The following is a 17,754-nucleotide window of genomic DNA, read 5'->3' as shown; positions in this document are numbered from 1 at the left end:
AAAGTCCAACCTTTTTTGCAATTTCTTTATGCAGAAAATATTTTCAAAAACATTACCAATGCCTGATAATCTCTCATATCTGCCAGTTCTCTTGCTGAATGCATGGCAAGCATTGGAATTCCAATATCCGCCCCCTGCATTGGCAGGTAGGAAACCGCAATTGGTCCAAGGGTCTGTCCACCCGGCATTCCAGAACGGTTTACCTGCACCTGATATGGAATATCTGTCTTTTTACAAAGCTGCATCACCACCGCTGTTGCCTCACTGTCAGAAAGATACCGCTGGCTGGCAGAAGTCTTTACGGTAATTCCTTTTCCCAATATCACATCATTCGTAATATCTGATTTATTTGCGTAATTCGGGTGTACGGCATGAGCTCCGTCTATAGACAAGAGAAAGCCTCCCCGGAGCATATCATTTACCTCTGTTTCTGCCATTCCAAAGGCTGCACCAATCTTCATTATGATATCCTTAAGAAGACTGCTGTCTGCTCCCTGCTTGGAGCGGCTGCCGATTTCCTCATTATCAAATAATCCTGCCACAACCAGTGAATCTCCGGTCGTTTTTTCACACATTGTCTCCACAATTGCTGCTACCGATGCCAGATTATCGATTCTCGGAGAAGAAAGAAGCTTCTTATCACTTCCTATTAATTCCGGTTCATCCATATTGGTAAGGAATAAATCATAGCTTAAAACCTCATTTGCCTCTGCCCCAAGCTGTTCTTTTAAGTAATCCGTGAAAAAATTCTCTGTAACGTCTCCGTCCTGCTCTATTCCAAGCAGTGGAAGCAGTTCTCTCTGCATATCATATTCCTGTTTTCCGCCTGCCTCACGGTTCAGGTGTGGTGCTAATGACGGAATCACTGCTGATGGTTCCTCACTTCCGAAAAGCTTTACTTCCGGTGCAAATGGATGTTCCGATTCTAATACCACTTTCCCATAAATTCCAAGTGGACGGTCAAACCATGTATTTTTGAGCATACCGCCATATGGCTCCACATTTAACTGCCTGTAATCCTTCGTCTTCACTTCAGGATTCGGTTTTATTTTAAAACATGGAAAATCTGTATGGGCCAGCATCAGGCGGAGTGCCGTCTTTCTGTCCAGCTGTTCCGGAACAGCGAATGCTGCTACCATACCGGAATACAGTCTTACATAGTATTTACCGCCTGCATGAAGCTGCCAGGATTCCTGCAGCTTTAATTCTTCATACCCTGCCTCCTGTAACTGCTTTCCTGTCCATTCTGTTACATGATATGGTGATTTTCCCTTTGACAATAGTTCTGTTATTTTCTGCATGCCATACGCCTTCCTTACATGAATCTGTCTATTACAAGCGCCACTCCGTCTTCATCATTGGAAGTGGTAATATAATCTGCGACCTCTTTTACCTCCGGCTGTGCGTTTGCCATTGCCACACCAAGCCCGGCAAATGCAATCATAGACTTGTCATTAAAGCCATCTCCACAGCAGATCATCTGCTCCTTCTTTTCTCCCAGATATTCTAACAGTTTTCCAAGAGAATATGCCTTATCAATGGATGGTGGAACAATTTCTAAGAAAAACGGTTCTGAGCGGAAAATGTTTAATTGTTCTCCAAAGGTCTGTCGCATCACATCCTGTGCTTTTGCAATCTTTTCCGGTTCTCCTGTCATCAGGAATTTATTTACCGGATAATCTACATATTCTGCGAAATTATCTACCTCTTCCATCGGCATTCCGTTAATTTTTGCCTCGATACTGCTGTATTCATTCACTCCGTTTCCATGGATGATGGTATTTCCTTTATAAGTAAGCACGCCCACACCCAGTCTGCATGCCTGCTCATACACTGCCGGCACCAGTTCTACCGGTATTGTCTTATTGTATACAATCTCTCCGGTCTCATAATTAATAATCTTTCCACCATTAAATGCCAGTACAAATCCGCCATAGCTCTTCAAATCCAGTTCGTCTGCCAGCTTTACGATGCCCCCGGTAGGACGGCCGGATGCCAGCACTACTTTTTTCCCTTCTTTTTGAATCCGCATCAGTGCGTCTTTCGTCTTTGGTGTAATGACTTTCTTTGAATTAGTTAAGGTGCCATCTAAATCCAGCACGATAATCTCATAGGTTTCGCTCATTTTCATATTGTTCCTCTCTGCCTTTTTCCCTCGTTTTCCTGTCCCATACATTTTGCCCTTTTTGCTTAACGTGTCATCAAAAACAAGTATTCCCGGGCAGCTTCTTCGTCATTCGGATAATTCTTTGTATAATCCTCCATCTCGCTTTTTGCAGATGCGAAATCTCCGCTCTGTTCATATGCCAGTATCAGTTTACGCTGCGCCTCCTGCTTCTGTGAGCCTGCATCTAAATCCAGTGCCATCTTAAGATAGTTTATTGCACTGTCATAATTACCTTTTTCTAATTCCATTCCTCCCAGACAGATCAATGCTGTCGGATTATCCTGATTTTCATCAATATATTCTTTATATAATCCGGCTGCCTTCTCATCTTCGCCTTTCACTTCATAGAGCTGTGCCATATACAAAGAAGCTTCCGTGCTCTTTTTATTAATAGCTGTCGTAAGCTCTGTTTCCGCATTATCATAATCTCCCAGTAATAGATAAATTCTTCCTCTCTGGGCATAGTCCTCCGCTGATTTACCACCTGCTTCAATACCTTTTTTCAGATACTCCTGACCTTCGGTCTGCATTCCTGCGGCATAACACTCCTGGTACAAAGCAATATACATTTCATAGTCAGTGCCGGCATACTGTGCTGCCAGATTAAAATTTTCTTTTGCTTTATCCATGTCATTTTCTTTCCGGTACAGTTCTCCTAACAGGAAATATGCCTGGGCATTTTTCTTGTCATAATTGATTAATGCCTGATAGGTCTCAATGGCATCCTCTTTCTTTCCTGCGGCATACTGCGCTGCTGCTTTATAATAACAGGTATCTATTTCTTCTTCTCCCACAACTGCCAGCGACTGGTCCAGTGCATTCTGAAATGCATCAATGGCGCCTTCATAGTCACCCTCCTGCATACAGTTGATGCCTATCTGCCGATATGCATCTTTATTATTCTGTGTCTCATCCTCCTCACAGCCGGCCAACAGTAATCCTGTGACAAGTACAACTGCCATATATTTTATTTTCTTCATAATTGCCTCGCTTTCATCCGCTTTAGTATAGCAAATTAAGGCTCTTCTTTCAACCTCGCCCCGGCTTGTTTTTCTTCGTTTCCTGTGATACACTGCAAGAAAAATCATGAGTTATTCTCATGCATATGGTTAGGCGATTGCGAAGCGAGACAGAAAGGATTCCGGCAAAAAAATTTTGCGGCATTCCAAGGGAATCTGATTTTCTTTGATGTGAAATGCCAACCGTTCTTAGTGGTTTATTTTTCTTGATTATAAACTGTCTTTTCACTTGCTTTGACAGAATCGGGGCACTGTCCATCAAGGGCGGATGCCACATAATGTCTGCAAGGGGCACGGGGAATTTCGGCATACTTTTTCTTTCATCTGGCAACCGTACTTTGACGGACAGTGTCCCGATTCTGTTCAAACATGGAAAAGACTGTTTTTATCGTAAAAAGAAAAACGAACCACTTAGAACGGTGGTATTTCATCATCCGAAAAACAGTGTCTTGGAATACCGCAAAACTTCTTTACCGGCAGCTCCTGTCCCCTTTCGCAATCGCCTGACCAGAATCAGATAAGAAAAGAGGTTTTACTATGTCAGAAAACGAAGCAAAAGAAACCATGCAGGACTTTGAAGCAGAGCTTGAGGCTTCCTTCCGGAAAATTAACGAAGGAGACATCTTAACCGGAACCGTTATCTCTGTGGATGAAGACGCCATCACATTGGACTTAAAGTATTATGCCCCGGGAATCATCAAAGCAGATGAAGTCAGCAACGACCCATCCTTTGTCATTGACGAACACATTCATCCGGGAGATGTCTTAGAAGCAACGGTCATCCGCCGGGATGATGGAGAAGGCAACATTTTACTTTCCATGAAAGAAGCCAACGAAGTGCTTGCCTGGGATAAGTTAAAAGAGCTGTTGGAAAACGAAACCGTTGTTACCGTAAAGGTCAGTGAAGCGGTAAAAGCCGGTGTGGTTGCATACCTTTATGGCATTCGCGGATTTATTCCGGCTTCACAGATTACCACAGCCTATGTAGAAGATACCGAAAGCTATGTTGGCAAAGAATTAGAAGTCCGTGTCATTACTGTAGACGAGGAAGATGACCGTCTGGTGCTCTCCGGTAAATCCGTTGCTCTTGAAAAAGAAGCAGAAGAGAGGAATCACAAGATTGCCATGTTAGTTCCGGGCAGTATTGTAGAAGGAACCGTGGAAAGCCTGATGCCATATGGTGCATTTATCAACCTTGGGGACGGACTTACGGGACTTGTCCACATTTCCCAGATTTGTGAACGCCGTATCAACAAGCCTTCCGAAGTATTAAAGGAAGGACAGCATGTAAAAGCCAAGCTTTTAAATACCAACGACGGCAAAATCAGCTTAAGCATGCGTGCATTGGAAGAAGAAATGGTAGATACTTCTGTAGAAGAAAAAGAAGACTTATCCGCCTACACCTCTGATGAAAGTGCTTCTACCAGCCTTGGCGCACTGTTAAAGGGATTGAAACTCTAAGTCGTATTTCATAAAACGCAACAAGGGACAGATATTTCTATCTGTCCCTCATTGTTTTTAAAGGTTGGAGAATACTTTTATCAAAATTTAGTCTAATTTCCAAATATCTTTGTTGTACTGCTCAATTGTACGGTCAGATGAGAAGAAGCCGGCTTTGCTGATGTTTGTCAGCATCATTTTTGCCCATGCTTTTCTATCTTCATAATCTGCAAGCATTTCATCTTTCTTTGCACGATAAGATTCGAAATCCGGAAGAGTCATGAACCAGTCTTTGTTGATTAACTCATTGAAAAGTCTCTCTAAGTTCTCTGCATTTCCGATTGCTTTCATTTCATCACTTACGATGAAGTCGATTGCACGTTTGATATCTGCATCATTATCATAATACTTGCGTGATACATAATCAGCTTTTGCGTAATGCTCAATTACTTCGTCAGAAGACTCTCCGAAGATGTAGATGTTATCATCTCCTACTAACTGATGCATTTCTACGTTTGCTCCGTCCATGGTTCCGATTGCTACTGCACCATTTAACATGAACTTCATGTTAGATGTTCCGGATGCCTCTTTAGAAGCTAAGGAAATCTGCTCATGGATATCTGCTGCCGGGATTAATTTCTCAGCTAAAGTAACATTGTAGTTCTCTACCATAACAACCTGTAAGTATGGGCTTACTTCCGGGTCATTTGCAATTAACTGCTGTAAGCAGAGAATTAAATGGATAATGTCTTTTGCAATGATGTAAGCCGGAGCTGCCTTTGCACCAAAGATTGCAGTAATCTTTCTTGCCGGTTTCTTTCCTGCTTTGATTTCAAAATATTTGTTAATTACATAGAGTGCATTCATCTGCTGTCTCTTGTACTCATGTAATCTCTTAATCTGGATATCAAATACTGAGTTCTCATCTAAGTCGATGTTCTGTGTTGCCTTTAAGTAGTTCTTAAGAACAACTTTGTTCTCAGTCTTGATTGCAAGTAATTTATCTAATACTGCATCATCATTTACGAACTGTCCTAATTTTTCCAGTTCCATTGCATCTTTCTTGAATCCTGGTCCAATCAGTTCTTCGATTAAGGATGTCAATCCCTTATCACAGTGTAATAACCAACGACGGAATGTGATACCGTTTGTCTTGTTATTGAACTTCTCAGGATAAATCTTGTAGAAGTTATTTAACTCAGAATCTTTTAAGATTTCTGTATGAAGGTATGCAACACCATTTACGCTGAATCCGTAGTGGATATCCATATGAGCCATGTGTACACGTTTTTCATCATCAATGATGTATACAGACTTGTCATCATATTTAGCAACTACACGGTTGTTTAATTCGTAGATGATTGGCATTAACTGTGGAACAACTTTCTCTAAGAAAGAGATTGGCCATTTCTCTAATGCTTCTGCTAAGATGGTGTGATTGGTATATGCACAACACTTGGAAACGATTGCAATAGCCTCGTCCATGCCGATTCCTCTTTCCATTAACAGACGAATCATCTCCGGGATTACCATAGATGGATGGGTATCATTAATCTGGATTACTGCATAATCAGCAAGATCATGTAAGTTACATCCTCTTTCTACTGCCTCATCTAAGATTAACTGTGCAGCGTTGCTTACCATGAAGTACTGCTGGTAAACACGAAGGAGACGTCCCTTGTCATCGCTGTCATCCGGATATAAGAATAATGTCAGGTTTTTCTTGATATCCTCTTTGTCAAAGTCAATTCCATCACCAACGATGCTCTCATCTACTGTTTCGATATCGAATAAATGAAGCTTGTTGGTTGTGTTTTCATATCCGGTAACATCAATATCATATAATTTTGAAGTTACATTAAATCCACCAAACTGTACCTGATAGCTCTTATCTGTCTTTGTCAGCCAGCTTTCATCCTGAATCCAAGGATTCTTGGTTTCTTTCTGAAGGTTGTTTTCAAATACCTGTTTGAATAATCCGTAATGATAGTTAAGTCCAACTCCATCACCGTTTAATCCTAATGTTGCAATAGAATCAAGGAAGCATGCTGCAAGTCTTCCAAGACCACCGTTACCAAGTGATGGTTCCGGCTCAACCTCTTCAATTGCACAGATGTCTTTGCCATTTGCTGCAAGTACATCTCTCACTTCATCATATACACCTAAATTAATCAGGTTGTTGGAGAGAAGTTTTCCAATTAAGAACTCTGCGGAAATATAATATAATTTTTTCTTTCCGTTGTGGTTTTCTTTCTTCTCAGCCATTGCTTTTGTCATCTCTAATAATGCGAAGTATAATTCTTCATTAGAGCAATCAGCAATTCCCTTGTTATATTTCTTTGTTACGATTTCCTGTAAATTCATTTTTGACCCTCCGTAAAATTTGAATTCAGTTCGTTCTCTTATGTATGCATTATCTAACATTTCTTTTACATTTTCTTGTAATATACCGGTCAAAAGTGGTACAATACTATCATATTTCGGTGATTTTAGAAAAAATCACTTTTTTGTACATTTTGACGAAAGGCGTTTCCCATGAATATTCTCGAATATGAAAATTACCAGGAAAAGAAATCACATGGTTCAGAAAGTTTCCCATATATCACCTATCCCTGTTCAATTCCCTTAGATTTTGAGCGGGTGCCTGCCCACTGGCATGATGAAACGGAAATTATCTACATCAAAAAAGGCTGCGGACTGATTACCGTAGATTTGGAAGAATACCCGGTTCAGGAAGGAAGTATTCTTCTGATTCTTCCGGGACAGGTTCATTCCATTGAACAGTATCTCGATTACAAAATGGAATATATTAATATTATTTTTAAACTGGAAATGCTCCTTGCCAAACAGACAGATATCTGTAACAGCCGCTACTTTACACCGCTTTTAGACGGCACACTGCGGCTTACCACACATTTTACACCGGGTATGCCATTCTATAACGAGGTTGCCGGTTGTATCAATGCTGCGGATGAAGTCTGCAGGACCAATCCCCCGGCCTTCCAGCTTGTGATTAAAGGACAGCTTTTCCTGCTCTTTTCCATTCTGATTTCTAACTGCTGCGAAACAAGTGTCTCCCGCAAGAACCAGAAATCCCTGGAAAAGATGAAACGCATCATTAAATATATTGAGACAAATTATGCCAGTAAAATTTCCATTGAAGAAATGGCAGATGCGTTGGACTTAAGCCAGTCTCATTTTATGAAGTTTTTCAAAAATACCATGGGAACTACTTTTACAGAATATTTAAATGATTACCGGCTGACCATGGCCAGCCGGCTGCTTATTTCGTCTGAAGCTTCTATATTAGACATTGCCGCTGAAGTAGGCTTTGACAACCTCTCTTACTTCAACCGGCTGTTTAAGAAACGCTTTTATGTTACACCCCGTGAGTACCGGAAGCGTTTTGCAGGATAAGTTCTTTTACTTTTTTCATATCCATTGCAGGCAGGTAATAGGTACTGTCCGGCTTTTTGTCATCTTTTGGAGAAATATTCGAATGAATGTAAAAAGTGTCAAGGCCTGCCTCTTTGGCCCCGTTGATGTCACAGCGCACATCATTTCCTATCATCAGTGTTTTCTTCACATCCAGATGATCCTTTTCTATCAGTTGTTCAAAAAAACGGATGTCCGGTTTCTTGGTTCCATAATCGGATGAAATTAAAATATCGTCAAAATATTTTGTAATATCCAAATAATTCATCTCATATTCCGTAAAGATTCTCTGGGCATTGGATAAAAGATATACCTTTTTACCACATTTTTTCAATGCTTTTAATAATTCTCTTACGCCATCATAAATCCGCACATACTCCATAGTCAGTACCCGGAAGAACTGTCCGGTATGAACTGCCAGTGCATCATCAGCCTTTATCCCCTTCTTCGCATAAAGCTCTTTGAATACTTCTTCAATACGAATCTCCGGAAATGCCTCATGGGCATAGTGTGGCTCCTTTTCCAACTCTCCCTTTAAATCTGTCTCTTTGCTTTGAATCAATGCCAGATAAGATTCCTGTAATTCCTGCGGGTCATATAAAGCTCCATAAAATCCGTAAAACAGACTCAGTTTTTCCCATACCTTAGCATCGTTTTCCTCTGTATGGATATCTACCAGTGTTCCATACAGGTCAAACACATAATTGTCGTACATATTACCTTCCATCTCTTTCTTTTATTTAAACATCTTTGTCTTAGCAAAGATTAATGCAACAATAAGACTGCATACCACTGCGATTAATACGATAATGAGAAATCCATAAGGACTCTCTGCAAACGGCATTCCCTTTGCAGCCACATTCATGCCATACGCTGAGAATATCATAGTCGGAACAGAAAGTACAGCTGTTATTATGGCAAGCACCTTCATTACCACATTCAGATTGTTGGAAATAACTGATGCAAAAGCATCCATCATTCCGCTCAAAATGCCGCTGTAAATATTTGCCATCTCAATTGCCTGCTTGTTTTCAACAATAACATCCTCAAGAAGTTCTTCATCTTCCTGATATTTTTTAATATTGTCATTTTTAAATAATTTCTCCAGTACCACCTCATTGGAGCGGAGTGCTGTCGTAAAGTAAACCAGACTCTTTTCCAGTTTCAAAAGTTCGATTAACTCCCGGTTCTGTGTGGACTTGTGCAGCTTGTTTTCCACAATTTCGCTCTGGCGGTCAATACTTCTTAAGTACTGTAAGAAAAGAGAGGATGTCCGGTACAAAATCTGAAGCACAAAGCGGGAACGCATGGCAGGATTAAAATCCCGCACCGTGCCATTGGCAAATGCTTCTAATATCGGAGTCTTCTCAAGACTTACTGTAATGACTGCTTTTTTTACCACAAAAATAGAAAGTGGAATGGTATCATAAAGTTCCTTATCATTATGGGTTTCAATATTCGGGATATTAACCAATACCATGGTATAATTCTCGTCTGTTTCAATACGCGAGCGCTCGTCCGTATCCAGTGCAGAACGCATGGCATCTGCATCAATTCCATACTGATTTACCATTGCTGCGACTTCTGCCTCTGTTGGATTTACAAGGGAAATCCAGCAATCCTCCCCTGGTGATTCAATTTCGGTGATACGGTTCTGTTCACTGCAATAGTACTTAATCATCTTTCCACTTCCTTTCTCTTCTTTTCCTGTAAAAAAAAGTCCCCATCAAAGCCGGAACACTTTGACAAGGGAATCTTGCTTAATCCTTTTTTAGTATATTTCCACCCCCTTTGTTTGTCAACCCTGGCTCATATATTTTCTCATCTGTAGTAATATTTTCTTCTCCATGCGGCTGACCTGCACCTGACTGGTGCCAAGCTTTGCTGCAATCTGGCTTTGCGTGGCATTTTCAAAATAACGCATCTTAATCAGCTGCTGCTCCCTTCCGGATAACTGTTGCAGCAATTCTTCTATCAGAAGCTTATTTTCCAGTTCTTCCTGCGCATTTTTCTTATCCTTTAACCGGTCCAATAGATAGATTTCACTGCCATCTGACTGATAGACGCTCTGGTAAATGGATTCTACTTCTCCATTGGCTTCCACTGCAAGGACAATCTCTTCCTCCGAAAGCCCGGTTTTTTCTGCCAGTTCCTTTAACTCCGGCTCCCTTCCAAGCATGTCTGTCAGTTCCTTTCTTGCATTGCTGATAAGATAGCCTTTTTCTTTCATGCTCCTGCTGACCTTCACCATGCCATCATCCCTCAGGAAGCGGCGGATTTCTCCCATAATCACCGGCACTGCATAAGTGGAAAAGCATACCTCATAACTTACATCAAATTTATCCACTGCCTTCATCAGTCCAATGCATCCGATCTGAAACAGTTCTTCTTTATCATGTCCTCTTCCTAAAAATCTTTGTACCACACTCCAGACCAGTCCCTGATTTCCAAGCACCAGCGTATCTCTTGCCTGCTTATCCCCTTTGTGTGCCCGTTTGATATAAGCAATTGTCTGTTCCATTCTCCACTTAACTTTCCCGCACCAGATTTTTTTTCATTTTTATAACAGTTCCTTCTCCGACCTTTGAACGTACTTCTACTTCATCCATGAAAGCCTCCATAAAAGAAAAGCCCATACCGGACCGTTCCAGCTCCGGCCTTGTCGTAAAAAACGGCTCCTTTGCCCGTTCAATATCCGCAATTCCCTTCCCGCTGTCTTTTACGGTAATATGTACGGTACTTCCGGAAAGACAGCACTGCATCACTACCGTTCCTTCCTTTTCTTCATAGCCATGGATAATGGCATTGGTTACCGCCTCCGATACCGCAGTTTTAATATCCTCTAACTCATCCAGTGTGGGATTCATCTGGGCGCAAAATGCTGCTACCGCTACTCTGGCAAATCCTTCATTTACGGATAATGCCTCAAATTCCAGTTTCATCTCATTTCTTCTTTCCATATTTACAGCCTCCATTTTCATACCTACTTCTTCTCCCCTTCTTTCATCTGAACCAGTTTATGCAGACCTGATACCACAAAAATTTTCCGGATCCGCTCATTCATATTCTCTGCCACCACTTTTCCGCCGCTGTAATTCATGTTCCGGCACCTTCCGATTACCACGCCAATTCCTGAGCTGTCCATAAATTCTGTACCGGCAAAATCAAAAACCAGTTTGTTAACCCGGTAAGAATCAATCAGTAAATCCGCCTCTGCCCGCAGCTGTGTGGCGCAATGATGATCCAACTCCTTTGGCACCCGGATGGTAAGACATCCATTTTCTAATTCATACTTAAATTCCATTCTTCTATCCTCCATATACATTACGTAAAAAGAATGTGCCCTGGCACATTCCCGCGCCTGCGGCGGTCTCTTGCGACATCTACCTTATACGCCGCAGTGTGCATCCTCGCGGTGCGTTTTGTAGTTTACAGGAAAGCAATTTCCTGTAAACTACAAAAGACGCCCGGCAATCTGCCTGACGTCTTTTGTAAACTGTTTTTCTTTATTCTGTTACTGTTCTGCATTCTGTAATTCTTCCAGATAGCGGGAAGAATTGGCTGCACGTTCCGTATTCGGATAACCGTCAATCACTTTCTGATAGTATTCGATGGCTTTTTCATTCTCGCCCAGATTCCGGTAGGTCTGTGCCAGATAATAAATCGCATTGCCATCCTGGTATGCCTCATCCATCTCTACTACTTTTTCAAATCCGGTCTTCGCTTCTTCATAGTTATAATTACTGTATGCCTGATAACTGTCTGCATAAGTCACCTGAAGATACTGGTCATTTACAGTTGCGTTGATATTCTGATAAATTTCCTTTGCGGTATCGGAAAGGTTTTCTTCCTTCACACCGGAAAGTGCATCTCCTGCTGCTGTAATATCTCCCTCCTGGAAGGATTTATATGCTGAAAGCAGCTGGTCATAGCTGTTAATCTTATTGGAAGTCTCCTCGGAATCGCTTTTTGCAGAAGACACCTGCTGGTTCAGGTCATCAATCTGATTTTCCAGATTGGTAATCTGCTGATTCTTCGTGGTTATGGTATCATTTGCCTGAACCACTGACGTATTGGCATCACTCTTTGCCTTCTGTCTTACACTTGGCACTACAAGGAAACAGGTGACTGCAACACCAATTGCCACCCCAAGCAAAATGGTCAGTATTGTGGCAAAACCTGAAGTATCTTTGAATTTTGTCGGCTGGATAATGAGGTCATTTCCACTCTTATAGGAAATAAGGTCATCTTCTTTCTTTTTCTTCTTACCGCTGTTGGCACTGCGCAGCATCTGATTGGTCTCTTTCATGTAACGCAGTGTAATCGTATTGCTGGAATCAATTTTCATAGCTGCCCGCAATGACTTCTTTGCCTGCTCGAATTTATTCTCTTTCATGTACAAAAGAGCCAGCAGCTGATGTCCCTTTACCAGTCTCGGGTTTAAGGACAATACCTTCTTCAACTGGATAATTGCAAGATCTGTACTATTCTGTCTGCAATATAACAATGCCTGATTGTATTTCTTAATGGTCTGATTTACCGTTTCTAACTGTGCCGGATTCTTCTGCACAGCGTCCAGATAACGTCCTGCATCATTATCCTTTGGCTGAAGGCTCTTACTAATCACCCATTCACCCATGGCAGATACCGCCTCACCGGTCTCAAAAAGTACCAGTCCCAGAAGATTTCGCGCCTGAATGTTCGTCTTGTCAAACCGAAGGCTCTTCTTAAGACTTTCAATCGCTCCGGATAAATCACGGACATTGCTTCGCTCTAATCCCTGATTATAATAATAATTAGAGGTCATCACAATTTTCTTATATACTTTTACATCAATTCCACAGTTCGGACAACGGTTGTCCCCTGTCAGATCTGCTCCGCAATTATAACATTTCATACTTTACCTCACTTAACGAATTCTACTGTCGTCTTGCTTCTTTCATCATTTCTCTTAAAATGTCTGTCATATCCGTTAAGTCCTGATTGTAAATAGCTTCCTCTGCCTCTTCTACTTCCAGGCTTGGTTTGAATTTCTTTAATTCTTCTTCAAAATCTATCATGCTTCATTTCCTCCTGCTATCTTTTCCAATTCTCCAATCAAATACAGGGAACCCGCACAGAATACCATCTGGTTGTCCTTCCTGTATTCCTTTACATATCTGTATGCCTGTGCACAGTCTTCTATTACTACTGTTTCCCGGCCGTTTGCCATAAATTCATCCTGCAATTTCAATGGGTCAATTCCACGGCTGTCCGGGATGCGGGTCAGTACAATACTATCCCACGAAACTTCCTTGCACAGTACTTTTACTGCTTCTTTATGATTCTTCTCTTCCATCATGGAAAAAAGAAGAACTGGCTTTTCTTCCGCAATCTTCTGCACATTTTTCACAAAGTGGGCAATACCATCTGCATTATGTGCTCCATCAAAATAGATAAATGGCTCTGCCTGCTGCATTCTGCCCATCCATCTGGTATGTTCCATTGCAGAGATAATCTCTGCTTTTCCAATTCCGGTTTCCACCTGAAGGACAGATAACGCCCGATATGCCAGTGACGCATTCATCATCTGATATTCTGCCGGAAACGGGATTTTCAAATCAACAACATCATACCCATTGGTATAACAAAAATCAATAGTTTTCCCGGTTATTTTATGAATTTTAAGACTTTCTAAAGAAATACAGTAATAAGGTGCTCTTTTTGCCCTTGCAGTCTGCCTTATCACTTCTGCCGCTGTTTCATTACTTCCATCAAAGATAACAGGAACGCCTTCTTTGATAATCCCTGCCTTTTCTCCTGCAATTGCTTCAATGGAATCTCCTAAAATCTGTGTATGCTCGAGACTGATAGATGTAATAATCGTAAGCAACGGTTCCTCAAATACATTCGTTGCATCTAACCTTCCGCCAAGTCCGGTCTCTAAAATAAGATAATGTACTTTCCGCTTCTGAAAAAGATACATGCCCATGGCAAAAAGATATTCAAAAAATGCTGGATGCGGCAGTCCTTCTGCTTCCATCTGCTCTACCACCTTCTGCACTGCCTCAAAGCTTTCTACAAATTCTTCCTGACTGCACTTTTCGCCATTGATTACGAAACGTTCTTCCATGCATACAAGGTGCGGAGAAGTAAAGAGTCCCACTTCACATCCATGTTCCACCAGCACCTGATTGATAAATGCACAGACACTTCCTTTGCCATTGCTTCCTGCCACATGGATGATTTCAAACTGATGCTCTCTGATAGAAAGTCTCTGCAGCATTTCTTTCGTATGCTCTAAACTGTTTTTCTTTGTGAACTTTGGTATTTCATATATATAATTGCAAATCTCTTCATAAGTCATTTTTGTCACCACTTTTCTAAGTATAATATAGTGGAAAATTTTTTCAAGAGGTTATCCTGTTTCCATAAAAAGTTTTCGCCGCAGAAACTGCGGCGAATCGACAATACCTGTCTTTTAACTTTTGTAACTATTTCATCTGAGCCAGACGCTCCTGTACGGTAGCCATCATCTGCTCATATTTTGCAAGCTTATCTTTCTCTTCCTGAATCTTTGCAGCAGGTGCCTTGCTTACAAACTTCTCATTATTTAACATGCCGTGGGAGCGGGCAAGTTCTTTCTTAAGACGCTCTTCTTCTTTCAAAAGACGCTCTTTTTCTTTTTCCATATCTACCAAGTCTTCCAACGGCATGTATACAACAGCTCCCGGAATAACTACGGATACTGCATCTTCTCCGATTCCTGCCTTATCGGACTGGACATCAATCTCGCTGGCACTGATAAGATTCTGGTATGTTTTCTTCATGCTCTCGAAGGTCTCACAAAGTGCTTTGTCTTCAGATACGATAAATACCTTTGCCTTTCTGGATGGCGGAACATCCATCTCTGTTCTTAAGTTACGGATGCCTTTTACCAGCTCTTTTACATGAGCAAGCATCTCTTCTTCTGCCGAGAAATTCCACTCTTCTTTGTAAACCGGCCAGTCAGCCAGCATAATGGTCTCTTCCTGCGGATTTAAGGTACAGTAGATTTCTTCTGTGATAAATGGCATATATGGATGTAATAATTTTAATGCCTGTCCTAATACAGTACGAAGTGTCCAAAGTGCACTGTTGGCAGCCCTGGCATCCTCGTCTTTCTTATAAGTACGAACTTTGGCAATCTCGATATACCAGTCACAGAATTCATCCCAGATAAAGTCATATACTTTCTGTACTGCAATACCAAGTTCGAATTTATCCATATTTTCTGTTACATCTTTGGTCAATGTATTAACTGCTGAAAGAATCCATTTATCTTCCGGTGCCAGGTCAGAAATTGCAGGCTTTGTTACTTCCATACCCTCTAAGTTCATCATAATGAAACGGGATGCATTCCACACTTTATTGGCAAAGTTACGGGATGCTTCTACACGCTCCCAGTAGAAACGCATATCATTTCCCGGTGCATTTCCGGTAATCAGTGTCAGTCTCAAGGCATCTGCACCATATTTATCAATAACCTCTAACGGGTCAATTCCATTTCCAAGAGATTTACTCATCTTACGGCCCTGGGAATCACGAACCAGTCCGTGGAATAATACAGTATGGAATGGTGCTTTGCCCATCTGCTCATATCCTGAGAAAATCATACGGATTACCCAGAAGAAAATAATATCGTATCCGGTTACTAATACATCATTCGGATAGAAATAATCTAAGTCTTCTGTTTTCTCCGGCCAGCCTAAGGTTGAAAATGGCCATAATGCAGAAGAGAACCAGGTATCCAGAGTATCCGGATCCTGTGTCATATGGGTGCAGCCGCACTTCGGGCATTTCTCCGGTGCGTTCTTAGATACTACCATTTCTCCGCATTCATCACAGTAATATGCAGGAATACGATGTCCCCACCAGAGCTGTCTGGAAATACACCAGTCACGGATATTATCCGTCCAGTTGAAGTAGGTTTTCTCCATACGTTTTGGAAGGAGCTTGATATCTCCATTCTTTACACCTTCTACTGCCGGTTTGATTAAATCATCCATTTTTACAAACCACTGCTGTTTAATCATTGGCTCTACGGTTGTGCCACAGCGGTCATGGGTTCCTACGTTATGGGAATGCGGAACAACTTTTACCAAAAGTCCTTCCTTCTCTAAATCCTCTACCAGTGCTTTCCGGCATTCGTATCTGTCCATGCCCGCATATTTGCCGGCTTTGCTGTTCATGGTTGCATCATCATTGATAACAACGATTTCTTCCAGATTATGACGTTTTCCCACTTCAAAGTCGTTCGGGTCATGAGCCGGTGTAATCTTTACACATCCGGTTCCAAATTCTTTATCTACATAGGAGTCTGCAATAACCGGAATCTCACGGTCTGTCATCGGAAGCTTTAACATTTTTCCGATAATATCCTGATAACGTTCATCATCCGGATTTACTGCTACTGCAGTATCACCAAATAAAGTCTCCGGACGGGTGGTTGCGATTTCTACAAATCTTCCCGCTTCTCCTACTACCGGATAATTGATATGCCAGAAGAAGCCATCCTGTTCTTCATGTTCTACCTCAGCATCGGAAATAGATGTCTTGCAGACAGGACACCAGTTTACAATACGGGAGCCTTTATAAATAAGACCTTTTTCATATAATTTTATAAATACCTCAAGAACTGCATCAGAGCATCCTTTATCCATGGTAAAACGTTCTCTACTCCAGTCCGCGGAAGAACCCATTTTCTTTAACTGGTTGATGATGCGGCTGCCATACTCATCCTTCCACTCCCAGCATTTTTCTAAGAAGCCTTCTCTTCCGAGGTCATTCTTGTCAATTCCCTGCTTCTTTAAGGAATCAATAACCTTTACCTCTGTTGCAATGGCTGCATGGTCTGTTCCCGGCTGCCATAATGCATTATATCCCTGCATTCTCTTGTAACGGATTAATATATCCTGCATGGTATTATCCAATGCATGTCCCATATGAAGCTGTCCGGTAATATTTGGCGGCGGCATTACAATGGTAAACGGTTTCTTGCTGCGGTCAGCCTGTGCATGGAAATATCCATTGTCTTCCCATTTCTTATAAAGTCGGTCTTCAATCCCTTTTGGGTCGTAGGTTTTTGCAAGTTCTTTGCTCATAATTGTTCTCCTTTTTCTAAATTGGACGTTTCGTAATTTGTAAAAGCATTATTTTTATTCATAGACATTTCAGTTATCTGAAAGGTATGGGACTTGGTGCATCCTCGCGGAGCGTTTTTAACTTTACAGAAAAGCAATTTCCTGTAAAGTTAAAAAGCCCTCCCTATCCAACTGGATAAGAAGGGCGAATCAGCGCGGTACCACCTTCGTTATGCATAGTATCTATGCATATCTCTTCTCCGTAACGTGGAGTGCCGGGAAAACTTATGCCATTCTGGGATTCTTTATGAGATTCCGTTTGCAGGCTTTCTGGGTCTTCCGGTTCGAAAGCTACCTTCCATCTGTCGTATTCAGACAACCTTTCAGCCGATGAGCTGTCCTCTCTTAGAACCGTACCGATGTACTTCTCTTTCTCATTACCTTTATCTCTAGGCTTTATATTAAATTTGCCAGGCACTTTTGTCAAGGGTGAGTTTTTTATTCTTCAAAATTCTTTATAATTCCTTTTGAAATGCCATAAGAATCCATTCTCATTGCCTGTATCCTATGTTATAATAAACGAACACGAGAA

At 41.4% G+C, this 17,754-nt stretch carries 15 protein-coding genes; 2 read left to right on the top strand and 13 right to left on the bottom strand.

What is annotated here, in order from left to right:
• Positions 1-26 precede the first annotated feature (26 nt).
• The 3 genes from DWW33_RS06525 to DWW33_RS06515 are packed head-to-tail and all read right to left on the bottom strand — an operon-like array spanning position 27 to position 3,255.
• Positions 27-1,301 (bottom strand): M18 family aminopeptidase, encoded by a 1,275-nt coding sequence (locus tag DWW33_RS06525; RefSeq protein ID WP_118639113.1) that lies wholly within the window; start codon positions 1,299-1,301, stop codon positions 27-29.
• 14 nt (positions 1,302-1,315) lie between these two features.
• Positions 1,316-2,131, bottom strand: coding sequence for a Cof-type HAD-IIB family hydrolase (locus tag DWW33_RS06520; protein ID WP_243088566.1), 816 nt, complete (start codon positions 2,129-2,131; stop codon positions 1,316-1,318).
• 59 nt (positions 2,132-2,190) lie between these two features.
• A complete protein-coding gene (locus DWW33_RS06515; protein ID WP_118639112.1) occupies positions 2,191-3,255 on the bottom strand; it encodes a tetratricopeptide repeat protein in 1,065 nt (354 codons plus the stop codon).
• A 468-nt stretch (positions 3,256-3,723) separates the two neighbouring features.
• Between DWW33_RS06515 and DWW33_RS06510 the strand changes: the two genes are divergently transcribed.
• Positions 3,724-4,647, top strand: a complete 924-nt coding sequence (locus DWW33_RS06510) for a 30S ribosomal protein S1 (protein WP_118639111.1) — start codon at positions 3,724-3,726, stop codon at positions 4,645-4,647.
• 87 nt (positions 4,648-4,734) lie between these two features.
• Here DWW33_RS06510 and DWW33_RS06505 read toward each other — a convergent pair whose 3' ends face one another.
• On the bottom strand, positions 4,735-6,990 hold the full coding sequence (locus DWW33_RS06505; RefSeq protein ID WP_022244419.1) for a glycogen/starch/alpha-glucan phosphorylase: 2,256 nt from the start codon (positions 6,988-6,990) through the stop codon (positions 4,735-4,737).
• Between the two features lie 171 nt (positions 6,991-7,161).
• Here DWW33_RS06505 and DWW33_RS06500 point away from each other — a divergent pair, with 171 nt between their 5' ends.
• A complete protein-coding gene (locus DWW33_RS06500; RefSeq protein ID WP_117697475.1) occupies positions 7,162-8,043 on the top strand; it encodes an AraC family transcriptional regulator in 882 nt (293 codons plus the stop codon).
• Here the strand turns inward: DWW33_RS06500 and DWW33_RS06495 are convergent.
• From DWW33_RS06495 to DWW33_RS06460, 9 genes are all read right to left on the bottom strand, one after another.
• Entirely contained in the window at positions 8,006-8,776 is a 771-nt protein-coding gene (locus DWW33_RS06495) for an HAD family hydrolase (RefSeq protein WP_243088565.1), read from the bottom strand. The genes DWW33_RS06500 and DWW33_RS06495 overlap by 38 nt on opposite strands.
• 21 nt (positions 8,777-8,797) lie before the next feature.
• A complete protein-coding gene (locus DWW33_RS06490; RefSeq protein ID WP_022244422.1) occupies positions 8,798-9,742 on the bottom strand; it encodes a magnesium transporter CorA family protein in 945 nt (314 codons plus the stop codon).
• Between the two features lie 117 nt (positions 9,743-9,859).
• Complete coding sequence (locus DWW33_RS06485) at positions 9,860-10,582, bottom strand: SigF/SigG family RNA polymerase sporulation sigma factor (RefSeq protein WP_118056454.1); 723 nt, start codon at positions 10,580-10,582, stop codon at positions 9,860-9,862.
• 7 nt (positions 10,583-10,589) lie between these two features.
• Positions 10,590-11,021 (bottom strand): anti-sigma F factor, encoded by a 432-nt coding sequence (spoIIAB, locus tag DWW33_RS06480; RefSeq protein WP_117697634.1) that lies wholly within the window; start codon positions 11,019-11,021, stop codon positions 10,590-10,592.
• A gap of 23 nt (positions 11,022-11,044) precedes the next feature.
• A complete protein-coding gene (locus DWW33_RS06475; protein ID WP_022244425.1) occupies positions 11,045-11,365 on the bottom strand; it encodes an STAS domain-containing protein in 321 nt (106 codons plus the stop codon).
• A 210-nt stretch (positions 11,366-11,575) separates the two neighbouring features.
• A complete protein-coding gene (locus tag DWW33_RS06470) occupies positions 11,576-12,958 on the bottom strand; it encodes a tetratricopeptide repeat protein (protein WP_118639109.1) in 1,383 nt (460 codons plus the stop codon).
• A 22-nt stretch (positions 12,959-12,980) separates the two neighbouring features.
• Positions 12,981-13,121, bottom strand: coding sequence for a hypothetical protein (locus tag DWW33_RS15810; RefSeq protein WP_022244427.1), 141 nt, complete (start codon positions 13,119-13,121; stop codon positions 12,981-12,983).
• Positions 13,118-14,407: a bifunctional folylpolyglutamate synthase/dihydrofolate synthase gene (locus tag DWW33_RS06465; RefSeq protein WP_118639108.1), complete on the bottom strand. Its 1,290-nt coding sequence runs from the start codon at positions 14,405-14,407 to the stop codon at positions 13,118-13,120. Before DWW33_RS06465 ends, DWW33_RS15810 begins: the two co-directional genes overlap by 4 nt.
• Positions 14,408-14,534: 127 nt before the next feature.
• Positions 14,535-17,183: a valine--tRNA ligase gene (locus tag DWW33_RS06460; protein ID WP_118172987.1), complete on the bottom strand. Its 2,649-nt coding sequence runs from the start codon at positions 17,181-17,183 to the stop codon at positions 14,535-14,537.
• Between the last annotated feature and the right edge of the window lie 571 nt (positions 17,184-17,754).

The sequence above is a fragment of the Roseburia sp. AF15-21 genome, from assembly GCF_003479505.1.
Classification (GTDB): domain Bacteria; phylum Bacillota; class Clostridia; order Lachnospirales; family Lachnospiraceae; genus Roseburia_C; species Roseburia_C amylophila.
Note: the sequence above shows the minus strand (reverse complement) of the source record. Positions and strands in the feature narration are given on the sequence as shown.